The organism is Halorubellus litoreus (genome assembly GCF_055378595.1).
Genome location: NZ_AP043836.1, coordinates 236,067 through 251,373 on the forward strand (window position 1 = coordinate 236,067; position 15,307 = coordinate 251,373).

Consider the following 15,307-nt stretch of genomic DNA (forward strand, 5'->3'; position numbering starts at 1 on the left):
TCGCGCTGACGCGAATTCCTCCCGAGCGAGCGCGTCATCCTCGAAAGCCGAGCAGCCGAAGGCCGTTCAGCGACACCAGGACGGTCGACCCTTCGTGCCCGATGACCGCGAGCGGGAGCGGGATTCCCTGGAGGAGGATCGCGCCGACCATCACGCCGATCGCGCCGAAGGCGATCGCGAGGTTGACGGTGAGCGTCCGGCGCGTCTTCCGGCCCAGACCGAGCACGTACGGTATCTTGTCGAGTTCGTCGCCCATCAGGACGACGTCGGCGGTGTCGAGCGCGACGTCGGTCCCGGCACCGCCCATCGCGATGCCGAGGGTGGCGGTGGCGAGCGCCGGTGCGTCGTTGACGCCGTCGCCGACCATCGCGACGTTCTCGTGTCGCTCGACGAGCGTCTCGATGGTCTCGACCTTCTCCTCGGGCAGGAGCGCCGCCTGGACCTCGTCGATACCGACCTCGTCGGCGATGCGCTGGGCGACGCGCTCGTTGTCGCCGGTGAGCATGACGATGTGCTCCACGCCGAGCGACCGGAGGTCCGCTATCATCTGGGCGGCGTCGGGACGCACCGCGTCCGTGAACGCGAGCCACCCGACGACGCGGTGGTCGCCGTCTCGCTCTCGGACGACGAGCACGGCCGTCTTCCCCGCGGCCTCCATCTCGCGAAGCCGCTCGAAGCCCGCTTCGACGCCGCCGATCGTCGCGTCATCGAGGACGGTCTCGACGTAGCTCCGGTTCCCGATGTGGATGGTCTCCCCGTCGACCTCGGCACTGACGCCCTTCCCGGCGGCGGACTGGAACCGCTGAGCGTCGGGGACCGCGAGCGACCGGTCGTCCGCGGCCGCGACGGTCGCTCGAGCGAGATGGTGCTCGGAGCGCGCCTGGACCGCGGCCGCGACCGAGAGCACCTCGTCTTCCGTCGGCGGGTCGTCGACGCCGTTCTCGCGGACGACGACGTCCGTCAGCGTCGTGTCCCCGCGCGTGAGCGTCCCGGTCTTGTCGAACGCGACCGCGTCGATGCGAGCCGCGGTCTCGACGTGCTCCCCGCCCTTGAACAGGACGCCCTGGCGGCCGCCGGACGCGATCGCGGACAGTACCGCCGCGGGCGTCGAGATGACGACCGCGCACGGCGACGCGGCGACCATGAGCGTCATCGCCCGGTAGAACGTCGCCGCGAACTCGCCTCCGAGCGCCATCGGTACGGCGATGGCCGCGGTCGTGAGCGCGAACACGCCGAGGACGTACGGTTGTTCGAGGCGGTCGATGAGGCGCTGCGTCGGCGCCTTCTCGCTCTGCGCGCGCTCGACCATCGTGATGAGGCGACTGATGGCCGACTCGTGTGCCTGCCGCGTCACCTCGATCTCGAGGCTCCCACTCTCGTTCATCGTGCCACCGAACACCTCGTCGCCGGGCGCCTTCGGGACGGGCACGGACTCGCCGGTGAGCGACGCCTGGTCCACGGAGCCCTCGCCGTCCGCGACGACGCCGTCGAGCGGAATCCTGTCGCCGGGCCGGACGACGAACACGTCGCCGACGGCGACCTCGTCTATCGGGACGGTGACCTCCTCGCCGTCGCGCAGCACCTGCGCTTGCTCCGGTCGCATCTCGACGAGCGACCGGATCGCTCGACGCGACCGACCGATGGCGTAGTGCTGGAGCGTGTTCGAGAGCGAGAACAGGAAGAGGAGCATCGCGCCCTCGAACGGGGCGCCGATCGAGAGCGCGCCCAGGGCCGCGACGATCATCAGGAGGTCGATGTCGACCGCGCGATGACGGAGCGTCTCGATGGCGCCCACCAGTCCGTACCAGCCACCGAAGACGTACGCAACGCCGTAGCCCGCCCAGGCGAGCAGTTGTGGGCCGCCGAGCCAGCCGGTCGCCAGCCCCGTCACCATCCCGGCGAACGTCAGCGCGACGAACGCGCCCTCGCGCCTGAGTTCCGACCGCGAGGTCGCTTCGTCGCCCGTCGACTCGGCGTCGTCGTCGACGGAGACGTTCCGGTCGCGGACCGCGGCCCGGAGGTCGCGCTCGGAGGTGACCTGCTCGTCGTACGTTATCCGAACGCTCCCCGTTCGGAACGACACGTCGACGTCGTGGACGCCGCTGGTCTCCCGGAGGTGGCGTTCGAGTGCTCGTGCACCGGCTTCGCCACGACCGCCGCGTCGCGCTATCCGGACGGTGCACGTCGCTGGGGCGGGCGAGTCCGGGTCGGTCACGTCGCGGTCCGAGCCTGGCGGATCGGTACGGCGTTGATTCGAGCGGCTCATCCGACGACCGTCACCGGGAACCGTGCGCGACGCGTAATCGTCTCGGCGACGCTCCCCAGGAGCGTCCGGTCGAGTCCCGAACGGCCGTGACTCCCCATGACGATCTGGTCGACGTCGTGCTCTCTGGCGTACTCGAGGATCGTTCGCGCCGGCTTTCCGACCTCCGTGACGGTGTCGAGGTCGACGTCGTGAGGGGCGGCGACGTCCCTGGCTCGCGAGTGGATGCTGGCCGCTCGGTCCGTCGCGTCGTCGTACCAGTCTTCGGCGACCGGGAGGCCGCCAGCCTCCACGTCAAGGACGGCGTCGAAGGGACTGATGACGTATATCGTGGTGAGCGATGCACCCGGGAACGTCTCGATCGCGTACGTGAGCGCTCGTTCGGAGAGTGGAGAACCGTCGAAGGCGACGAGCACGCGTTCGGGCATGAGGGAACGTTCATCGCGAGTCGAGATTAACGTACTGCTCGCCGGGTCCCGGTCGAGAGCACGCCCAGAGCTCGACGAATGGATGTCGCTTCCGGGCCTCGGCGGCACCGCATCGATGCGGCACGAGCGAGCGCGCGTGTAACCCGTGCAGGACGCATTAGTACGCGGCCCGTATCTGTCAGCGTATGGCCGACGTCGAGGACGGTCGTGACGGCCCGCGCGACCGCGTCCCCGACGAGGTGGCGAGCGAGCACGACCCTGACGCGACCGTGCTCCCGGCGACGCCGGTCGGGTACGCCGACCCCGTCGAGTTCCGGTACCCGACCGTCGTGCTCGTCGTGCTCGTGGGGACGCTGACGGTTCTGTCGCTGCTCGCGTTCGGGTGGGTGCTCTACGTCGCGCAGGGGCCCGACGCGCTCGCGACCGCGTTCGCGGTCGAGGAGACCGCGGACAGCGTGACGTTCACGACGAACGTGAGCGTCCTCGCGCTCGCGCTCGCGTTCGGCGTCGTGGGCGTCACCGTCCTCCACGAGTTCGTGCACGGGCTCGCGTATCGGCTCCTCGGGTACGACGTCTCCTACGGCGTGCTCGTCGGGATGGGCGCGTTCTACGCCGCCGCGTTCCACCAGTTCCAGCGTCGAGACCACAACCTCGTCGTCGGCATCGCACCGCTCGTCGTCGTCGACGCCGTCCTCCTCGCGGCGCTCTTCGTTCCGGACTCGACCGTCGCGTTCGTGGCGTTCGTCGGCCTGCTGTTCAACACTGCCGGCGCCGCGGGCGACGTCTACCTCGTCGCGACCCTCCTCGGGTTGCCAGACGACGCGCTCCTCTACGACAGCGACGCGCGCCACAGCTACGTCTTCCACCCCGAGCGACGGTTCGAGTGAACTGCCGTAAGGCGTAAGAACGCGCCGACGAACATGCTGGGTATGAATCCGGGTGAGCGCGACGAGCTCGTGCGGACGCTCACTCGCCGGCGCGAGGTGCTCGAAGCGCTCGACGATAGCGCGTGCCGCAAGCCCGAGCTGGCGAGGGAGCTGGACGTGGCTCGGTCGACGGTGGACCGCACGATACGCCAGTTGGGGACGCAGGCGCTCGTCGAGCGCGGTGAGGGCGGCTACGAGTTGACGACGTGCGGCGAGGTTGCGGTCGACCTCTACGAGCGGTTCGCGTCGCGACTGGACGCGATGTGTGACGCGCGGGACGTCGTCGCGAAGCTGCCGTCTCGCGAGTTCGCGCACCCGGACGTGCTCGAGGACGCGACCGTGATTCGCGCGGCGTCGTCGGCACCCGACCGCCCGGTGCGGGCGTTCCTCGACATCGTCGAGGACGCCGAGCACGCGCGCGGGTTCTCGCCGACGGCGTACGGCGCGTACGTCGACGTGTTCGAGCGTCGCGTCGTCGACGCGGGGATGACCGCCGAGTTCGCGTTCAGCGACGACGCGCTCGCGGAGCTGACGACGACGCACCGCGAGCCCATCCAGCGGGCGGTCGAGACGGGCCGCGTGGCGGTGCATCGCATCGAGTCGCTCCCGATGGTGGGCGTGAGCGTCCTCCAGCGGGAGGACGGGTCGCGGGTGCTGGCGATGGGCGTCTACGACGGGACGGGGATGGCGGCGCTCGTGAAGAACGACACGGAGAGCGCGCTCTCGTGGGGTGACGCGCTCGTCGACGACTACTTCGAGCGCGCGGACGAGATGCCGCTGTAGGGTCGTCGTCGCCGGGTGCGGCGACGGCCACGACCCGGCGTCGACAGTGGGTTTTTCAGGTCGGCCGTCGACGGTCGTTCCATGGCTGAGAACGTGCACGTCGTCGCGCTATGCGGGAGTCTCAGGGACGCGAGTCACACGCGGACCGCGCTCGAGGTCGCGCTGGATGCGGCGAGTGAGGCGGGCGCGAGCACGGAGCTCGTCGACCTCCGCGCACTCGACCTCCAGGTGTTCGACGCGGACGCGGACGACGCCGGGGACGCCGACGAGTTGCGAGAGACGGTCGCGTCCGCGGACGCCATCCTCCTGGGGACGCCGATGTACCACGGGTCGTACTCGTCGCCGCTGAAGACCGCGCTCGACTACTGCGGGTTCGACGAGTTCGAGGACAAGACCGTCGGTCTCCTGGCGGTGGCCGGCGGCGGGTTCCCCGTGACCGCGCTCGAGCACCTGCGGTCCGTCTGCCGCGCGCTCGACGCGTGGGTCATCCCGCATCAGGCCGCGATACCGAAGGCCTACGACGCGTTCGAGGACGGCGCGTTCGTCGACGACGGCCTCGCGGAGCGCGTGCGGACGCTCGGCCGGCAAGCGGTCCAGTACGCGAACATCGAACCGGACCCGGACAGCTTCGAGAGCCAGGAGAACGTCGGCGCGCGCTGACCCCCAGTTGTGGGTCGACCGCGGTCGGTCGCGCTACCAGCGGTGGTGGACGTGCTCGCGGACGTACTCGTCGTAGACGGCGTCGACGGCGGCGCGCTCCTCGGCGGTCGGCGCGGCGCGGTCGGCGGCGGCGACGTTCGACCGGACGTGCGCGGGCGTCGTCGTGCCCGGGATGACGGTCGTGACGGCGTCGTGGTCGAGTATCCACCGGAGCGTGAAGCTCGCGAGGTCCTCGACGCCGGCGCGGGATTGGAGTTCGTCGACGGCCTCCAGTCCGGTCTCGAAGGGGACGCCGGCGAACGTCTCGCCGACGTCGAACGCCTCGCCGTCGCGGTTGAAGTTCCGGTGGTCGTTCTCGGGGAACTCGTCGTCCGCGGAGAGCGCGCCCGTGAGGAGGCCCGAGGCGTAGGGCACGCGCACGATGACGCCGACGTTCTCGTCGGCGGCACGGTCGAGGAAGTGTTCTGCTGGCCGCTGCCGGAACGGATTGAAGATGATCTGGACGGACTCGACGCCCGGATACTCGATCGCTTTCAGCCCTTCTTCGACGCGTTCGACGCTGACGCCGTAGTGCGCGATGCGGTCCTCGTCGACGAGCGTCTCCAGCGCGTCGAACGTCTCGGGTCGGTAGTAGACGTGCGTGGGCGGACAGTGCAACTGGAGGAGGTCGAGCGTCTCCACAGCGAGGTTCTCGCGCGACCGGTCGACGAACTCGCGGAGGTGCGCGAGGTCGTAGTCGTCGGCGACGTGCGGGTCGAGGCGTCGCCCGGCCTTCGTCGCGACGAACGGATCGGCGTCGTGCTCGGCGAGGACGTCCGCGATGAGGGACTCGCTCCGCCCGTCGCCGTAGACGTCGGCGGTGTCGAGGAACGTCACGCCCGCGTCGAGCGCGGCGCGGACGACGTCACGTCCCTGCTCTTCTGGGACGTCACCCCACGCGCCGCCTATCTGCCACGTGCCGAGGCCGACCGCTGTCACCGACTCGCCCGTCGAACCGAGTTGTCGTTCGTCCATGCGGCACGCGAGCGCCCCTCGTCGCGTAAGCGTGTCGCCCGCGGCAGGCCTCGGGGGCGTCGACCGCGACCGGAATCGACGCGTACCGGTCGACGTTTCGCGGCGCTGTCGCTATCGGTCGCGGGGAACTCGAGAGAAACGGCGCGTTACGCTTCGGCCGCGGCGGTGTTCTTCTTGCGCGTGACGTAGCCCGCGACGCGGTTGCGGACGCCCTTGGATTCGATGTTCGTGAGCTTCGCGACGCTGTCCTTGTTCGTCTCGAAGTCGGTCGTGAACGCCTTCGGGTACTGCTCGAGGAGGATGGTACCCGTCTTCTTGACGTAGTCGGGTTTGATGGCCATACCGATTCGTTCCCCGTTCGCCCCCAAAAAGGGTTCGTTCTCCGGGCGTCGTGCGGATTCGCCACGGCGGGTGCCCCGGGTGCGCCGCGACCGGCTCGACCGCCCCGGTCAGTCCTCTGGGAGGTCGCCTGTGGGCGTCCAGTCGTCGGTGAGGGCGGCGCAGCGGCGGATGGCTTCGCGTTCGCGCGCGCCGCCGCAGGTCGCGACGACGTCGACGGCGCGCTCCAATCGCTCGCGGAGCGCGTCGTCGTCGAACCCGGGGACGCCGAGGCGCGAGGCGGCGACGGTCGCGTCGACGACCGCGGCGTGCCCGCGGTTGACGACCGGGACGACGCGTCGCCGCACCGCCGACTCGACGGGGTCGAGGCGCCACGTCTCGATGCGCGTCCCGTCCTCGTCGCGCGCGTCGACCTGCGTCGCGTCGACGCGCACCCACGCGTCCGCCGACTCGAGCACTGGGTCGTCGGTCTCGAAGACGTCGAGCGCCGCGTTCGTGAAGTCGACGGCGTCGGTCGTGAACTGGACGACGCCCCCGCCGCGGCCGTGGAGGTTCCGGCGCGTTCGCGTGTTCCCGTACGTGAACGCGGTGACTGCGTGCAGTCGACCGTCGTCGTCGCGGGTCGACGCCGGGCCGTCGGCGTGCACGCCGAGCGCGGCCTGATTCCAGCGGTCGTTCGGGCCGAGCGTCGCCACCACCGTCTCGGTGACGCCCCGCAAGCGCGTCGGCCAGGGGTCGGACTCCAAGTTCCGTTCGGTGTCGGTCACGGCGTCACCCCGTAGCGTTCGAGCGCGACGAACAGCGCGCCGGCGGTGAGGTCGGCGGTCGTCCCGGGGTTGACGCCGCGGGCGACGAGGTCCTCGGCGAACGCGGTGACCGCGTCCCGGTCCGGCGCGCAGGGAGCGGCGTCCTCGCGGAGTTCGGCGGCGCGGTCGGTGACCTCGCGGGCGACGTCGTCGCCGTGTTTCTCGGCGACGAGCGTGTCGGGTTCGGCGGCGAGGAGGGCGAGGAAGGCGTCGGCGGCGCGCTCGCCGAGGGAGCCGTCCGCGGCGGCGATGCGGTCGGCGGCCGCGAACGTCCGCTCGAACCCGGTCGTCCACTCGGCGGCGACGCCGTCGCGGTCCGCGCTGTCGCGCATGAGGTCGGCGAGCGTGAGCCCGCGGTCCTCGACGGCCGGGACGGCGTCGCTCCCGCGGCGGACGTCCAGTTCGGGGGCGTCCGCGGGCGGGTCGCCGACGAAGACGTCGACGTGGTCGAACGCCCGGTAGAACGCGGCGGCGTCGGCGACCGTCGTCGCCGCGACGACGTCGCGGACGCGGTCCCGGGAGAGCTCGCCGGTCGCTGCGGTCCGCACGAGCGGCGCGAGCACGAGGAGCGCGCCGAACTGCGTGTTCGTCTCGGCGCGGTCGCTCATCCCCGCCACCGCGCGCTCGAACCCGTCGCCGAGCCCGAAGTTCGGGTCGCAGCACGCGTCCAGTCCGGGGCGCGCGCCGACGGCACCGGCGAGGAACTGCTCGAACCGGAGGTCCGCGAGGTCGCGCTCGCGGTCGACGTTCCCGGGCTTGGGCGTGCCCGCGACCTCGACGAGGAGCGCGAGTTCGGCGTTCGCCGCTGTCGAATGCACGAGAGACCGTTCGCGTGCCCCGCGAAAAACTCCGGCGGATGCCGGCACCACCTGCCGACGCACCCCCACCCCAGGGGCTTGTGCGTCCATGCAGGACCTCACTGGGTTCCCCCCAAGCGTTTACTCGCCGCCTCGATTTCGTCTAGGGAGATGGCTGGGTGGCGAGACGCGACGACCGACGCGGTACGGGTCCTCCACGTCGACGACGACGAGCAACTGCTCGACCTCACCGCGACGTCCCTCGAGCGGGTCGACGACGACTTCGAGGTCACCACCGCCGTCGGCGCGCCCGCCGGACTCGACGTCCTCGACGACGCGCACGTGGACTGCATCGTCAGCGACTACCAGATGCCAGCGATGGACGGCCTCGAGTTCCTCGAACGCGTCCGAGAGACCCATCCGGAACTCCCGTTCGTGCTGTTCACTGGGGAAGGCTCCGAGACGGTTGCGAGCGACGCTATCGCCGCCGGTGCGACCGACTACGTCCCGAAGGGTGGGGGGAGCGACCGGTTCGAGGTGCTCGCGAACCGCGTCCGGAACGCCGTCGACGCGATGCGTGCGGAACGCGAGGTCGAACGAACCGCAGCGCGCTTCCAGCGCGTGTGCGACACCGCGCCGGTCCCCATCGGGATCGTCGACGACGCGCTCCGGGTTCGGTACGCGAACGACGCCTGCGTCGAGTTCTTCGCGGCGGACGACGAGACGGACCTCCTCGGGGAGTCCGCGGCGGCGCTCGTCCATCCCGCCGACCGCGACCGCGCCGCCGAACGCGTCCGCGCCGTCCTCGAGGAGCGCGAAACCCCGAACGCGGTCGAGACGCGGTTCCTCACCGAGAACGACGACTCGAAGTACGGCGTCGTGACGTCCGCGCCCGTGGAGTACGAGGGCCGACCGGCCGCACAGGTCGTCATCGACGACGTCACCGCGGAACGCACCGCGACCGAGCACCACGAGGTCGTCCGACGGGATGGCTTCACGCGGTCGCTCCTGGAGGCGCTCGACGGCGTGTTCTTCGTGTTCCAGGTCGACGACGGACTCGTCGAGTGGAACGACAGCATGGAGGCGGTCACGGGGTACGACGCCGACGCGCTCGCGGGCGCATCGCCGGGGAAGTTCGTCCCGCCGGAGTACCACGACCGCGTCGAGGAGGACGTCCGGACCGTCCGCGACGGCGGGTCCGTGCGGTACGACGGCGAGCTGTTGACCGCCGACGGCGAACGGATACCCTACGAGATGCACGTCGCGAGCTACGAGGACGCCGACGGCCGCCAGTTCGGCGTCGGGTTCGGCCAGGAGATCACGGAGCGCGTGACTCGCGAGAAGCGCGTCCGCGAACGCAAAGAGCAGTTGGAGACCATCGTGCAGCACTTCCCGGTCGTGGCGTTCACCGTCGACGCGGACGGCGTGTTCACGCGGTCGGTCGGCGCGGGCCTGGACGGCCTGGGTATCGAGCCGGGTGAGCTCGTCGGCGAGTCCATCTACGACGTCTACGGCGAGCACGAGGCGGTCCTCGAGAACTACGAGAGCGCGCTCGCCGGGTCGTCCGCCGAGTCGACGATCACCGTCGGCGACGTGACGTTCGAGACGCGCTACGAACCCGTCCTCGAGGACGGCGACGTGAGCCAGGTGGTCGGCGTGGCGTTCGACGTGACGGACCGCGTCGAGCACCGCGAGGCGCTGGAGGCGAAGAACGAGCGCTTGGAGGAGTTCGCGAGCGTCCTCAGTCACGACCTCCGGAACCCGCTGAGTCTCGCGTCGGGGACCGTCGAGGTGCTCGCCGAGCACGTCGACGCGGACGGCCGCGAGCACCTGGACACGATACGGACGGCGCACGACCGCATGGAGCGCATCGTCGACGACGTGCTCGCGCTCGCCAGGGGCGGGAGCGACGTCGAGACCGCGCCCGTTTCGAGCGCGTCGGTCGTTGACTTGGCGGTGGAGACGGTCGATACGGAGGACGTGGAGGTGACCGTCGACTACGACGCGGTCGTCGAGGCGAACGAGGGGTCGTTCGTGCGGCTCGTCGAGAACCTCGTGCGGAACGCGGTCGAGCACGGCGGCGAGCGCGTCGTCGTGGCCGGACTACGCGACGACGACGGGTTCTACGTCGCCGACGACGGGGCCGGACTCGACGAGGCGGTCGAGGCGTCGCTGTTCCAGCCGGGCGTGACCACTGACGGAAACGGAACGGGGCTCGGACTCGCCATCGTCTCGGACATCGCGGACGCGCACGACTGGACGGTCGACGTCCGCGAGGACTCCGACCTCGGCGGTGCACGGTTCGAGGTCCGGGGCGTCGAGTCGGCCTGACCGCGGGTCGAGTCCGGGGCGTCGAGTCGGCGTGACCGCGGGCTCGGTCTGTGCGCCAGCGTGACCGACCGGTTACGTCGTCGACGCGTGGGCTGCGTCGAGCGCGTCGCTGACGCGTTCGAGGGCGACCGGGTCGGTGCTCGGGCGGCCGACGCTGACGGCGTCCGCGCCGTAGGCGAGGTACTCGCGGACGCTCGCCTCGTCCCTGACCTCGTTGTTCGCGACGACGAACAGCGACGGTGCCGCGTCGACGACGCCCGCGATGGCGTGCTCGCTGTCCATCGCGTCGACGTGCAGGACGGTCGCGCCGGCGTCCGCGACGGCGCGTGCGGTCGCCGCGAGGTCGACGCCGTCGACGCCGGCGCGGACCTTGACGGAGACGGTCGCACCGGTCTCCGCGGCTGCGGCGACGTACTCGCGGAGCCGTGCGGTGTCGGCGAGGAGCGTCTCCCCGCAGCCGACCGCGCAGAGTTCGTCCTGGCGACAGTGCGCATTCACCTCGACGACTGCGTCGTGACTCGCACAGACCGCGGCCGCCTCGCGCACCGGCGCTGGCGACGTCGCGCGGACGTTCACGCCCGCCCGGAGGTCGACGTCGGCGAGCGCATCGAGCTGGTCGTCGATCCACGCGAACGGGTCGTCGGGGAGGAACTCGTTCCGGTCGCGCGCCACGAGGTCCCGCGCCGCTGCGCGCGAGGGCTCGTCGAGCGCGATACCGCCGAGGAACGCCGCCCCAGCGTACTGCGCGCCCGCTCTCGCCCACTCGGCGTCGGCATCACCCGAGAGGCTCGCGAGCGCGAGCGGCGGGTCGAACGGAGCGTCCATACGCCCGCTAGCGCGCCCAGTCACTCCACTGCGTCGGTTCCACTGGTTCGCCAGCTAATCTGTTCACGGACGTCGTCTCGATGAATCACCCGTTCGATCCACCTTGGGATGTGAGTAGAGTGCAGAGAGAGTGGCCGTTTGGAAAAGATGCCAGTCACGTGGCAAAATAATAATCAAATTGTCATTATTGGTCGTGCCTTCTGATGGCACCTTAGGCACATACATCTAGTTTGGCTATGATTCCACAAAACCTTTTTATTCAGAATATCCAACGGTGATTGTGCGGCGTAGACAGTACCTTGCCGCCCTCCTGTCCTCCACGATCTCCGCAGGATGCACGGACCGATTACCACAAACCACAGACTCCTCCACCACGACAGTCACCACCGAAGAGAGAACAACTACCCAAACGACGACCACAACTACACAAGCGACGTGTCGTCCCACACCGTGGCGACAACATCACCGAAACTCAGCACGTACAAGCTACTATCCCTGTCCTTCAATCGGCACTCAACCCAGCTCGCTCTTCGAAGTGGACGGTAACCTGCTCGCTCCCGTGCATGACGGGTCCACGCTCTACATTTCGGTTCCAACTCTCCCGACCAGCCACAGTGAAGAAGAACTTAAACCCACGTTCATAGCGCTGGAATGGCCCAGTGGTACTCAAAAATGGACCCAGACGGTAGATAACGAATACCCGTACCAACCCATCGTAGACGAGAACTCATTGTACACGCTCGGATACAATGCCACAATTACAGTTCTCGATACGGGTTCGGGCGAGATAACTGATAGCATCGATCTGGGTTATGGCTGGCTTGATCGAGGAATTCACCATGGTGAGCGGCTCCTCGGTAGTGCTGACAGTCAGATTTACGCTCTGTCGACAGAATCGCACACGTTGGACTGGGAATTCGAGAGCGACAGAGAATTTGTTGGTGGACCTGCTGCGTCTGGAAACACACTCGTGTTTGCGACCCAATATGGCGGCCTCATAGCAATCGATACCGAGGATGGGAGCCTGACATGGAAACGTAGTTCGATTATGGGGAGTAGAACGTCACTTTCGAGCCCCATGATTCACGATGGCTCGATTTTCATCAGTTCTGGGTCACAGCTGGGCTCTTTCTCGTTAACCGATGGATCGACAAACTGGACGATACCGTTGGGTGGCGATACTACTTTATCACCAACTCTAACCGACCAAGGAATCGTGGTTTGCACTGACAATCAGGTCTATTGCCATGCAGGTGACTCTGGCGAGAGAAAATGGGAATCGGAATTACCTGGCCAGCCGATGTCTTCGGGCGTTGGTACTCCCGGCGCAGTTTTCATTCCCACTAAAAGAAACCGAATCTATAAATTGGACACTCAAAGCGGTGGCGTCGATGATTTCATCGAAGCAGAAGCCGGTGCCGATTTCTACTCGCTTTCTGTTCTGGGGGACCACCTATTTTATTCTGAAAAGTCGACAGGAATAATCTACCATACGTAAAATCCAAATATCTATTCTGCCGCGTCGATGGCGCGCGTCACCGCCTGGACGACGCGCTTTGCGTCATCGCGGTCGTCGATACGGACGTCCGTCCGTTCGGTCGGCACGTCGAAGTTCGCGTCGTCGTTCTCGTCGACGACGAACGCGTCCGCGAACGGGTACGCGCTCGCCAACCCCTGCGTGCTCGGTTCGCCGCCGACGGCGTCCATGAGTTGTGCGACCGGGCCGCTGAACGCCTCGTCGCCGAGGAACGGCGACACCGCGACGACCGTCGCGTCCTGGAGCGCCGCGCCGATGCCCGGGACGGAGAGCATCGGGCCGATGCTCGTCACCGGGTTCGACGGCCCGATGACGACCACGTCGTCGAGCGCGTCCAGCACCCCTGGCGCCGGTTCCGCGTTCGACGACCCGCGGAACTCGACGTTCTCGACCGTCGGTTCGCCGCCTCGACCCACCCAGAACTCCTGGAAGTGCATCACGCCATCGGGCGTATGGATGAGGCTCGCCACCGGGTCGTTCGTCATCGGGAGCAGGTCGAGTTCCAGCCCGAACCCGCGCGCGAGCCGGTCCGTGACCTCCGCGAGCGAGTGGCCCGAGTCGAGCAAGCTCGTTCGCGTCACGTGCACCGCACGGTCGCGGTCGCCGATCTCCATGAACTCCGCAACGCCCGAGAACCGCCGCCAGCGCGCCAGCTCGCGGCCCTCCGTCTGTCGTTCCTTCGGGAGGAACTGCGGGCCCGTGTCGAGGTCCGCGGCCTTCGCCACGTCCATGAGCGCGTCGTGCGTTCGCGTCGTATCCCCACGGATACCCCACCAGCGCTCGCGGTCGAGAACGCCCCCGCCCTGGAAGATGAGCGTGTCCACGTCCGGACACACGATGAGCCCACCGAGCTCGACGTCGTCGCCAGTGTTCGCGACGACCGTCGTCTCGTCCGGCGAGAACGCGCCCGCGGCCCCGTCCAGCAACTTCGGCGTGCCGGTGCCACCGGAGAGAAACGTCACCATGCCAGGTCGTTCCCGGCCGCTCGTCTAAACCGTTCCGGCCCACTCACCGCTCGATACCCGCCGCGGACACGCGCCCGGGACGCCGCCGGTCACTGGCGGCCGCCCTGGAGCCACTCCGCGAAGCTCGCCGACAGCAACGTCTCCCGCTGGGCGTCGACGTACGACCGCTGGGCGTCCTCGACCGCGTCCGCGAACGACGCGCCGTCGTCCACGGCCGCGGCGACCCGTTCGTGCTTCCAGCGCGCCGGCGTCATCCGCCGGCGTACGCGCGCCTTCAGCGGGTGCGTGTACCGCGCCGCCTCGTCCTCGTCCAGCCCACGCATCTGGAGGCCCTCCTCTGCGTGCGCGAGCAGGTCCTCGTAGGTGCGCGCGAGGTCCCGCGTGTGCTGGCCGTCGTTCGTTATCCAGACCGTGTCCGCGGCGAGGCCGTCGCGCATCGCGCCGTAGAAGTTGTCTCGCGCCACCGACCAGTCCAGGTCCAGGACCGGGTGCTCGACCTTCGGGAGCGCCTCCATGAGGCCCGCGAACACCGCCTGGAATGCGATACCGTCCCGGACCGTCGGCTGGCCCGCGATGGGGCGGAACTCGATGCGCGCGTTCGCCGAGGATCGCGTCGGCCCGCCGAACACCGGACGCACCCACCGCCAGTACGTCCCGTGCTTCATGCGGAACGCCGCGAACTTGTCGTCGAAGCGGTTCGAGGACTCGACGGGCATCGGGACGAACGTGTCGTCCTCGGCGATGCGGTCGACCGCCTGCTCGACCGACTCGACGTCCCGCGGGAACCGGACCTTCCCCGTGGTGTCGGTCTCCGCGTTCAGCACCGTCTCGAACACGCCGATGCGGTGACCCATCCAGGCGTCGTCGAGGATGGTCGCCGCGTCGACGTCGTCGTCGTAGCAGTCCGGCGGGAAGAACGGCGAGTTCACGCCGAGCGCGAGCAACGGGCCCGCGATACGGAGCGCGTACTGGAAGTACTCCGGGAGGTCCGCGGCGTGAGGCACCTGATAGTGCGGTTGGATGCTCGTGATGAGGCTCTCGGGCATCACGGTGTCCGCCGCCAGGTCGACGTGGGGCGCGTCCAGGCGCATCCCCGCCTGGTTCGCGCCCTCGTCGGCGTTCGCCATCGCGTGATAGCGCGCGCTGTCGCTCATGTTCGTCGCGACCCTGACGCCGCGGTCCTCGACGCTATCGGTCAGGTAGCCCGTCGCCGTCTCGCCCTCCGGCGGAATCGTCCACATCCCGTCGCTCACGAGCCGCATCCCCTCCGCGCTCGCGCACTCCTGGGCGGTCTGGAGGCGCGCGAGCACCTCCGACTCCTGCGCGCGGAGCCCGTGCTCGTTGAACGGCTGCGGGCTCGTCGACATCTCCGCGTTGTGCAACCCGAGCTCCTTCTCGAACCCGATGAACTCCAGCAACCGCCGCGGTACCCGCATCAACGCCGTGGTCTCGTCGTTCACCGCGTAGAACTCGTACTCGAACCCGACGATCGCCTGCGGGTTGTCGAACGTCCCCTCGCGAAGCTCCTCCTTGATGACCGACGCGTCCTCCCGCACCTGCGCCTCGAACGCAGCGGTGTCGACAGCGAGTGCGTCCTCGACGCGCGACGCGAGGTCGTCCGATTGCATACCCG

Annotated in this window: 14 protein-coding genes; 5 read left to right on the top strand and 9 right to left on the bottom strand. The window is 68.8% G+C overall.

Annotated features, from left to right (window positions below; all coding sequences use genetic code 11):
* Window positions 1–34: 34 nt before the first annotated feature.
* Both ACZ48X_RS05540 and ACZ48X_RS05545 read right to left on the bottom strand, forming a co-directional pair.
* Window positions 35–2,215 carry a heavy metal translocating P-type ATPase gene (locus tag ACZ48X_RS05540; RefSeq protein WP_336350098.1) on the bottom strand — a complete coding sequence of 727 codons (2,181 nt, stop codon included), beginning with the start codon at window positions 2,213–2,215 and terminating at the stop codon, window positions 35–37.
* Between the two features lie 47 nt (window positions 2,216–2,262).
* Window positions 2,263–2,691, bottom strand: a complete 429-nt coding sequence (locus ACZ48X_RS05545; protein ID WP_336350097.1) for a universal stress protein — start codon at window positions 2,689–2,691, stop codon at window positions 2,263–2,265.
* A gap of 185 nt (window positions 2,692–2,876) precedes the next feature.
* On the opposite strand from ACZ48X_RS05545, the gene ACZ48X_RS05550 reads away from it, so the two are divergent.
* From ACZ48X_RS05550 to ACZ48X_RS05560, 3 genes are all read left to right on the top strand, one after another.
* Window positions 2,877–3,578: a DUF3267 domain-containing protein gene (locus tag ACZ48X_RS05550; protein WP_336350096.1), complete on the top strand. Its 702-nt coding sequence runs from the start codon at window positions 2,877–2,879 to the stop codon at window positions 3,576–3,578.
* A gap of 42 nt (window positions 3,579–3,620) precedes the next feature.
* Window positions 3,621–4,400 carry a helix-turn-helix transcriptional regulator gene (locus ACZ48X_RS05555; protein ID WP_336350095.1) on the top strand — a complete coding sequence of 260 codons (780 nt, stop codon included), beginning with the start codon at window positions 3,621–3,623 and terminating at the stop codon, window positions 4,398–4,400.
* Window positions 4,401–4,481: 81 nt separating this feature from the next.
* Window positions 4,482–5,060 carry an NADPH-dependent FMN reductase gene (locus ACZ48X_RS05560; RefSeq protein WP_336350094.1) on the top strand — a complete coding sequence of 193 codons (579 nt, stop codon included), beginning with the start codon at window positions 4,482–4,484 and terminating at the stop codon, window positions 5,058–5,060.
* 33 nt (window positions 5,061–5,093) lie between these two features.
* Here ACZ48X_RS05560 and ACZ48X_RS05565 read toward each other — a convergent pair whose 3' ends face one another.
* The 4 genes from ACZ48X_RS05565 to ACZ48X_RS05580 all read right to left on the bottom strand — a co-directional run bounded on the left by ACZ48X_RS05565 (window position 5,094) and on the right by ACZ48X_RS05580 (window position 8,037).
* Window positions 5,094–6,074: an aldo/keto reductase gene (locus ACZ48X_RS05565; RefSeq protein WP_336350093.1), complete on the bottom strand. Its 981-nt coding sequence runs from the start codon at window positions 6,072–6,074 to the stop codon at window positions 5,094–5,096.
* 146 nt (window positions 6,075–6,220) lie between these two features.
* A complete protein-coding gene (locus ACZ48X_RS05570; protein ID WP_227131326.1) occupies window positions 6,221–6,415 on the bottom strand; it encodes a 30S ribosomal protein S17e in 195 nt (64 codons plus the stop codon).
* Window positions 6,416–6,523: 108 nt separating this feature from the next.
* Entirely contained in the window at window positions 6,524–7,180 is a 657-nt protein-coding gene (locus ACZ48X_RS05575; RefSeq protein WP_336350092.1) for a DUF447 domain-containing protein, read from the bottom strand.
* On the bottom strand, window positions 7,177–8,037 hold the full coding sequence (locus tag ACZ48X_RS05580) for a triphosphoribosyl-dephospho-CoA synthase (RefSeq protein WP_336350091.1): 861 nt from the start codon (window positions 8,035–8,037) through the stop codon (window positions 7,177–7,179). The genes ACZ48X_RS05575 and ACZ48X_RS05580 overlap by 4 nt, the downstream gene beginning before the upstream one ends.
* 150 nt (window positions 8,038–8,187) lie before the next feature.
* Between ACZ48X_RS05580 and ACZ48X_RS05585 the strand changes: the two genes are divergently transcribed.
* Complete coding sequence (locus ACZ48X_RS05585; RefSeq protein ID WP_336350090.1) at window positions 8,188–10,347, top strand: PAS domain S-box protein; 2,160 nt, start codon at window positions 8,188–8,190, stop codon at window positions 10,345–10,347.
* 72 nt (window positions 10,348–10,419) lie between these two features.
* On the opposite strand, the gene ACZ48X_RS05590 is transcribed toward ACZ48X_RS05585, so the two are convergent.
* On the bottom strand, window positions 10,420–11,172 hold the full coding sequence (locus ACZ48X_RS05590) for a tRNA-dihydrouridine synthase (protein WP_336350089.1): 753 nt from the start codon (window positions 11,170–11,172) through the stop codon (window positions 10,420–10,422).
* A 559-nt stretch (window positions 11,173–11,731) separates the two neighbouring features.
* Here ACZ48X_RS05590 and ACZ48X_RS05595 point away from each other — a divergent pair.
* A complete protein-coding gene (locus tag ACZ48X_RS05595) occupies window positions 11,732–12,670 on the top strand; it encodes a PQQ-binding-like beta-propeller repeat protein (protein WP_464379833.1) in 939 nt (312 codons plus the stop codon).
* An 11-nt stretch (window positions 12,671–12,681) separates the two neighbouring features.
* Here the strand turns inward: ACZ48X_RS05595 and cofD are convergent, their stop codons facing one another.
* Together cofD and ACZ48X_RS05605 are read right to left on the bottom strand one after the other, a co-directional pair.
* The gene (cofD, locus tag ACZ48X_RS05600) at window positions 12,682–13,674 is read right to left on the bottom strand and encodes a 2-phospho-L-lactate transferase (RefSeq protein ID WP_336350087.1); all 993 of its coding nucleotides are present in this window, start codon (window positions 13,672–13,674) and stop codon (window positions 12,682–12,684) included.
* 89 nt (window positions 13,675–13,763) lie between these two features.
* Complete coding sequence (locus tag ACZ48X_RS05605; RefSeq protein WP_336350086.1) at window positions 13,764–15,302, bottom strand: glutamate-cysteine ligase family protein; 1,539 nt, start codon at window positions 15,300–15,302, stop codon at window positions 13,764–13,766.
* Window positions 15,303–15,307: the final 5 nt, after the last annotated feature.

What these genes read in the sequence shown, in the direction of transcription:
- ACZ48X_RS05585 (WP_336350090.1), top strand. Translation starts at nt 8,188, where the DNA reads ATGGCTGGGTGGCGAGACGCGACGACCGACGCGGTACGGGTCCTCCAC.
- cofD (WP_336350087.1), bottom strand. Translation starts at nt 13,674, where the DNA reads ATGGTGACGTTTCTCTCCGGTGGCACCGGCACGCCGAAGTTGCTGGAC.
- ACZ48X_RS05605 (WP_336350086.1), bottom strand. Translation starts at nt 15,302, where the DNA reads ATGCAATCGGACGACCTCGCGTCGCGCGTCGAGGACGCACTCGCTGTC.
- ACZ48X_RS05590 (WP_336350089.1), bottom strand. Translation starts at nt 11,172, where the DNA reads ATGGACGCTCCGTTCGACCCGCCGCTCGCGCTCGCGAGCCTCTCGGGT.
- ACZ48X_RS05555 (WP_336350095.1), top strand. Translation starts at nt 3,621, where the DNA reads ATGAATCCGGGTGAGCGCGACGAGCTCGTGCGGACGCTCACTCGCCGG.
- ACZ48X_RS05565 (WP_336350093.1), bottom strand. Translation starts at nt 6,074, where the DNA reads ATGGACGAACGACAACTCGGTTCGACGGGCGAGTCGGTGACAGCGGTC.
- ACZ48X_RS05570 (WP_227131326.1), bottom strand. Translation starts at nt 6,415, where the DNA reads ATGGCCATCAAACCCGACTACGTCAAGAAGACGGGTACCATCCTCCTC.
- ACZ48X_RS05560 (WP_336350094.1), top strand. Translation starts at nt 4,482, where the DNA reads ATGGCTGAGAACGTGCACGTCGTCGCGCTATGCGGGAGTCTCAGGGAC.
- ACZ48X_RS05550 (WP_336350096.1), top strand. Translation starts at nt 2,877, where the DNA reads ATGGCCGACGTCGAGGACGGTCGTGACGGCCCGCGCGACCGCGTCCCC.
- ACZ48X_RS05545 (WP_336350097.1), bottom strand. Translation starts at nt 2,691, where the DNA reads ATGCCCGAACGCGTGCTCGTCGCCTTCGACGGTTCTCCACTCTCCGAA.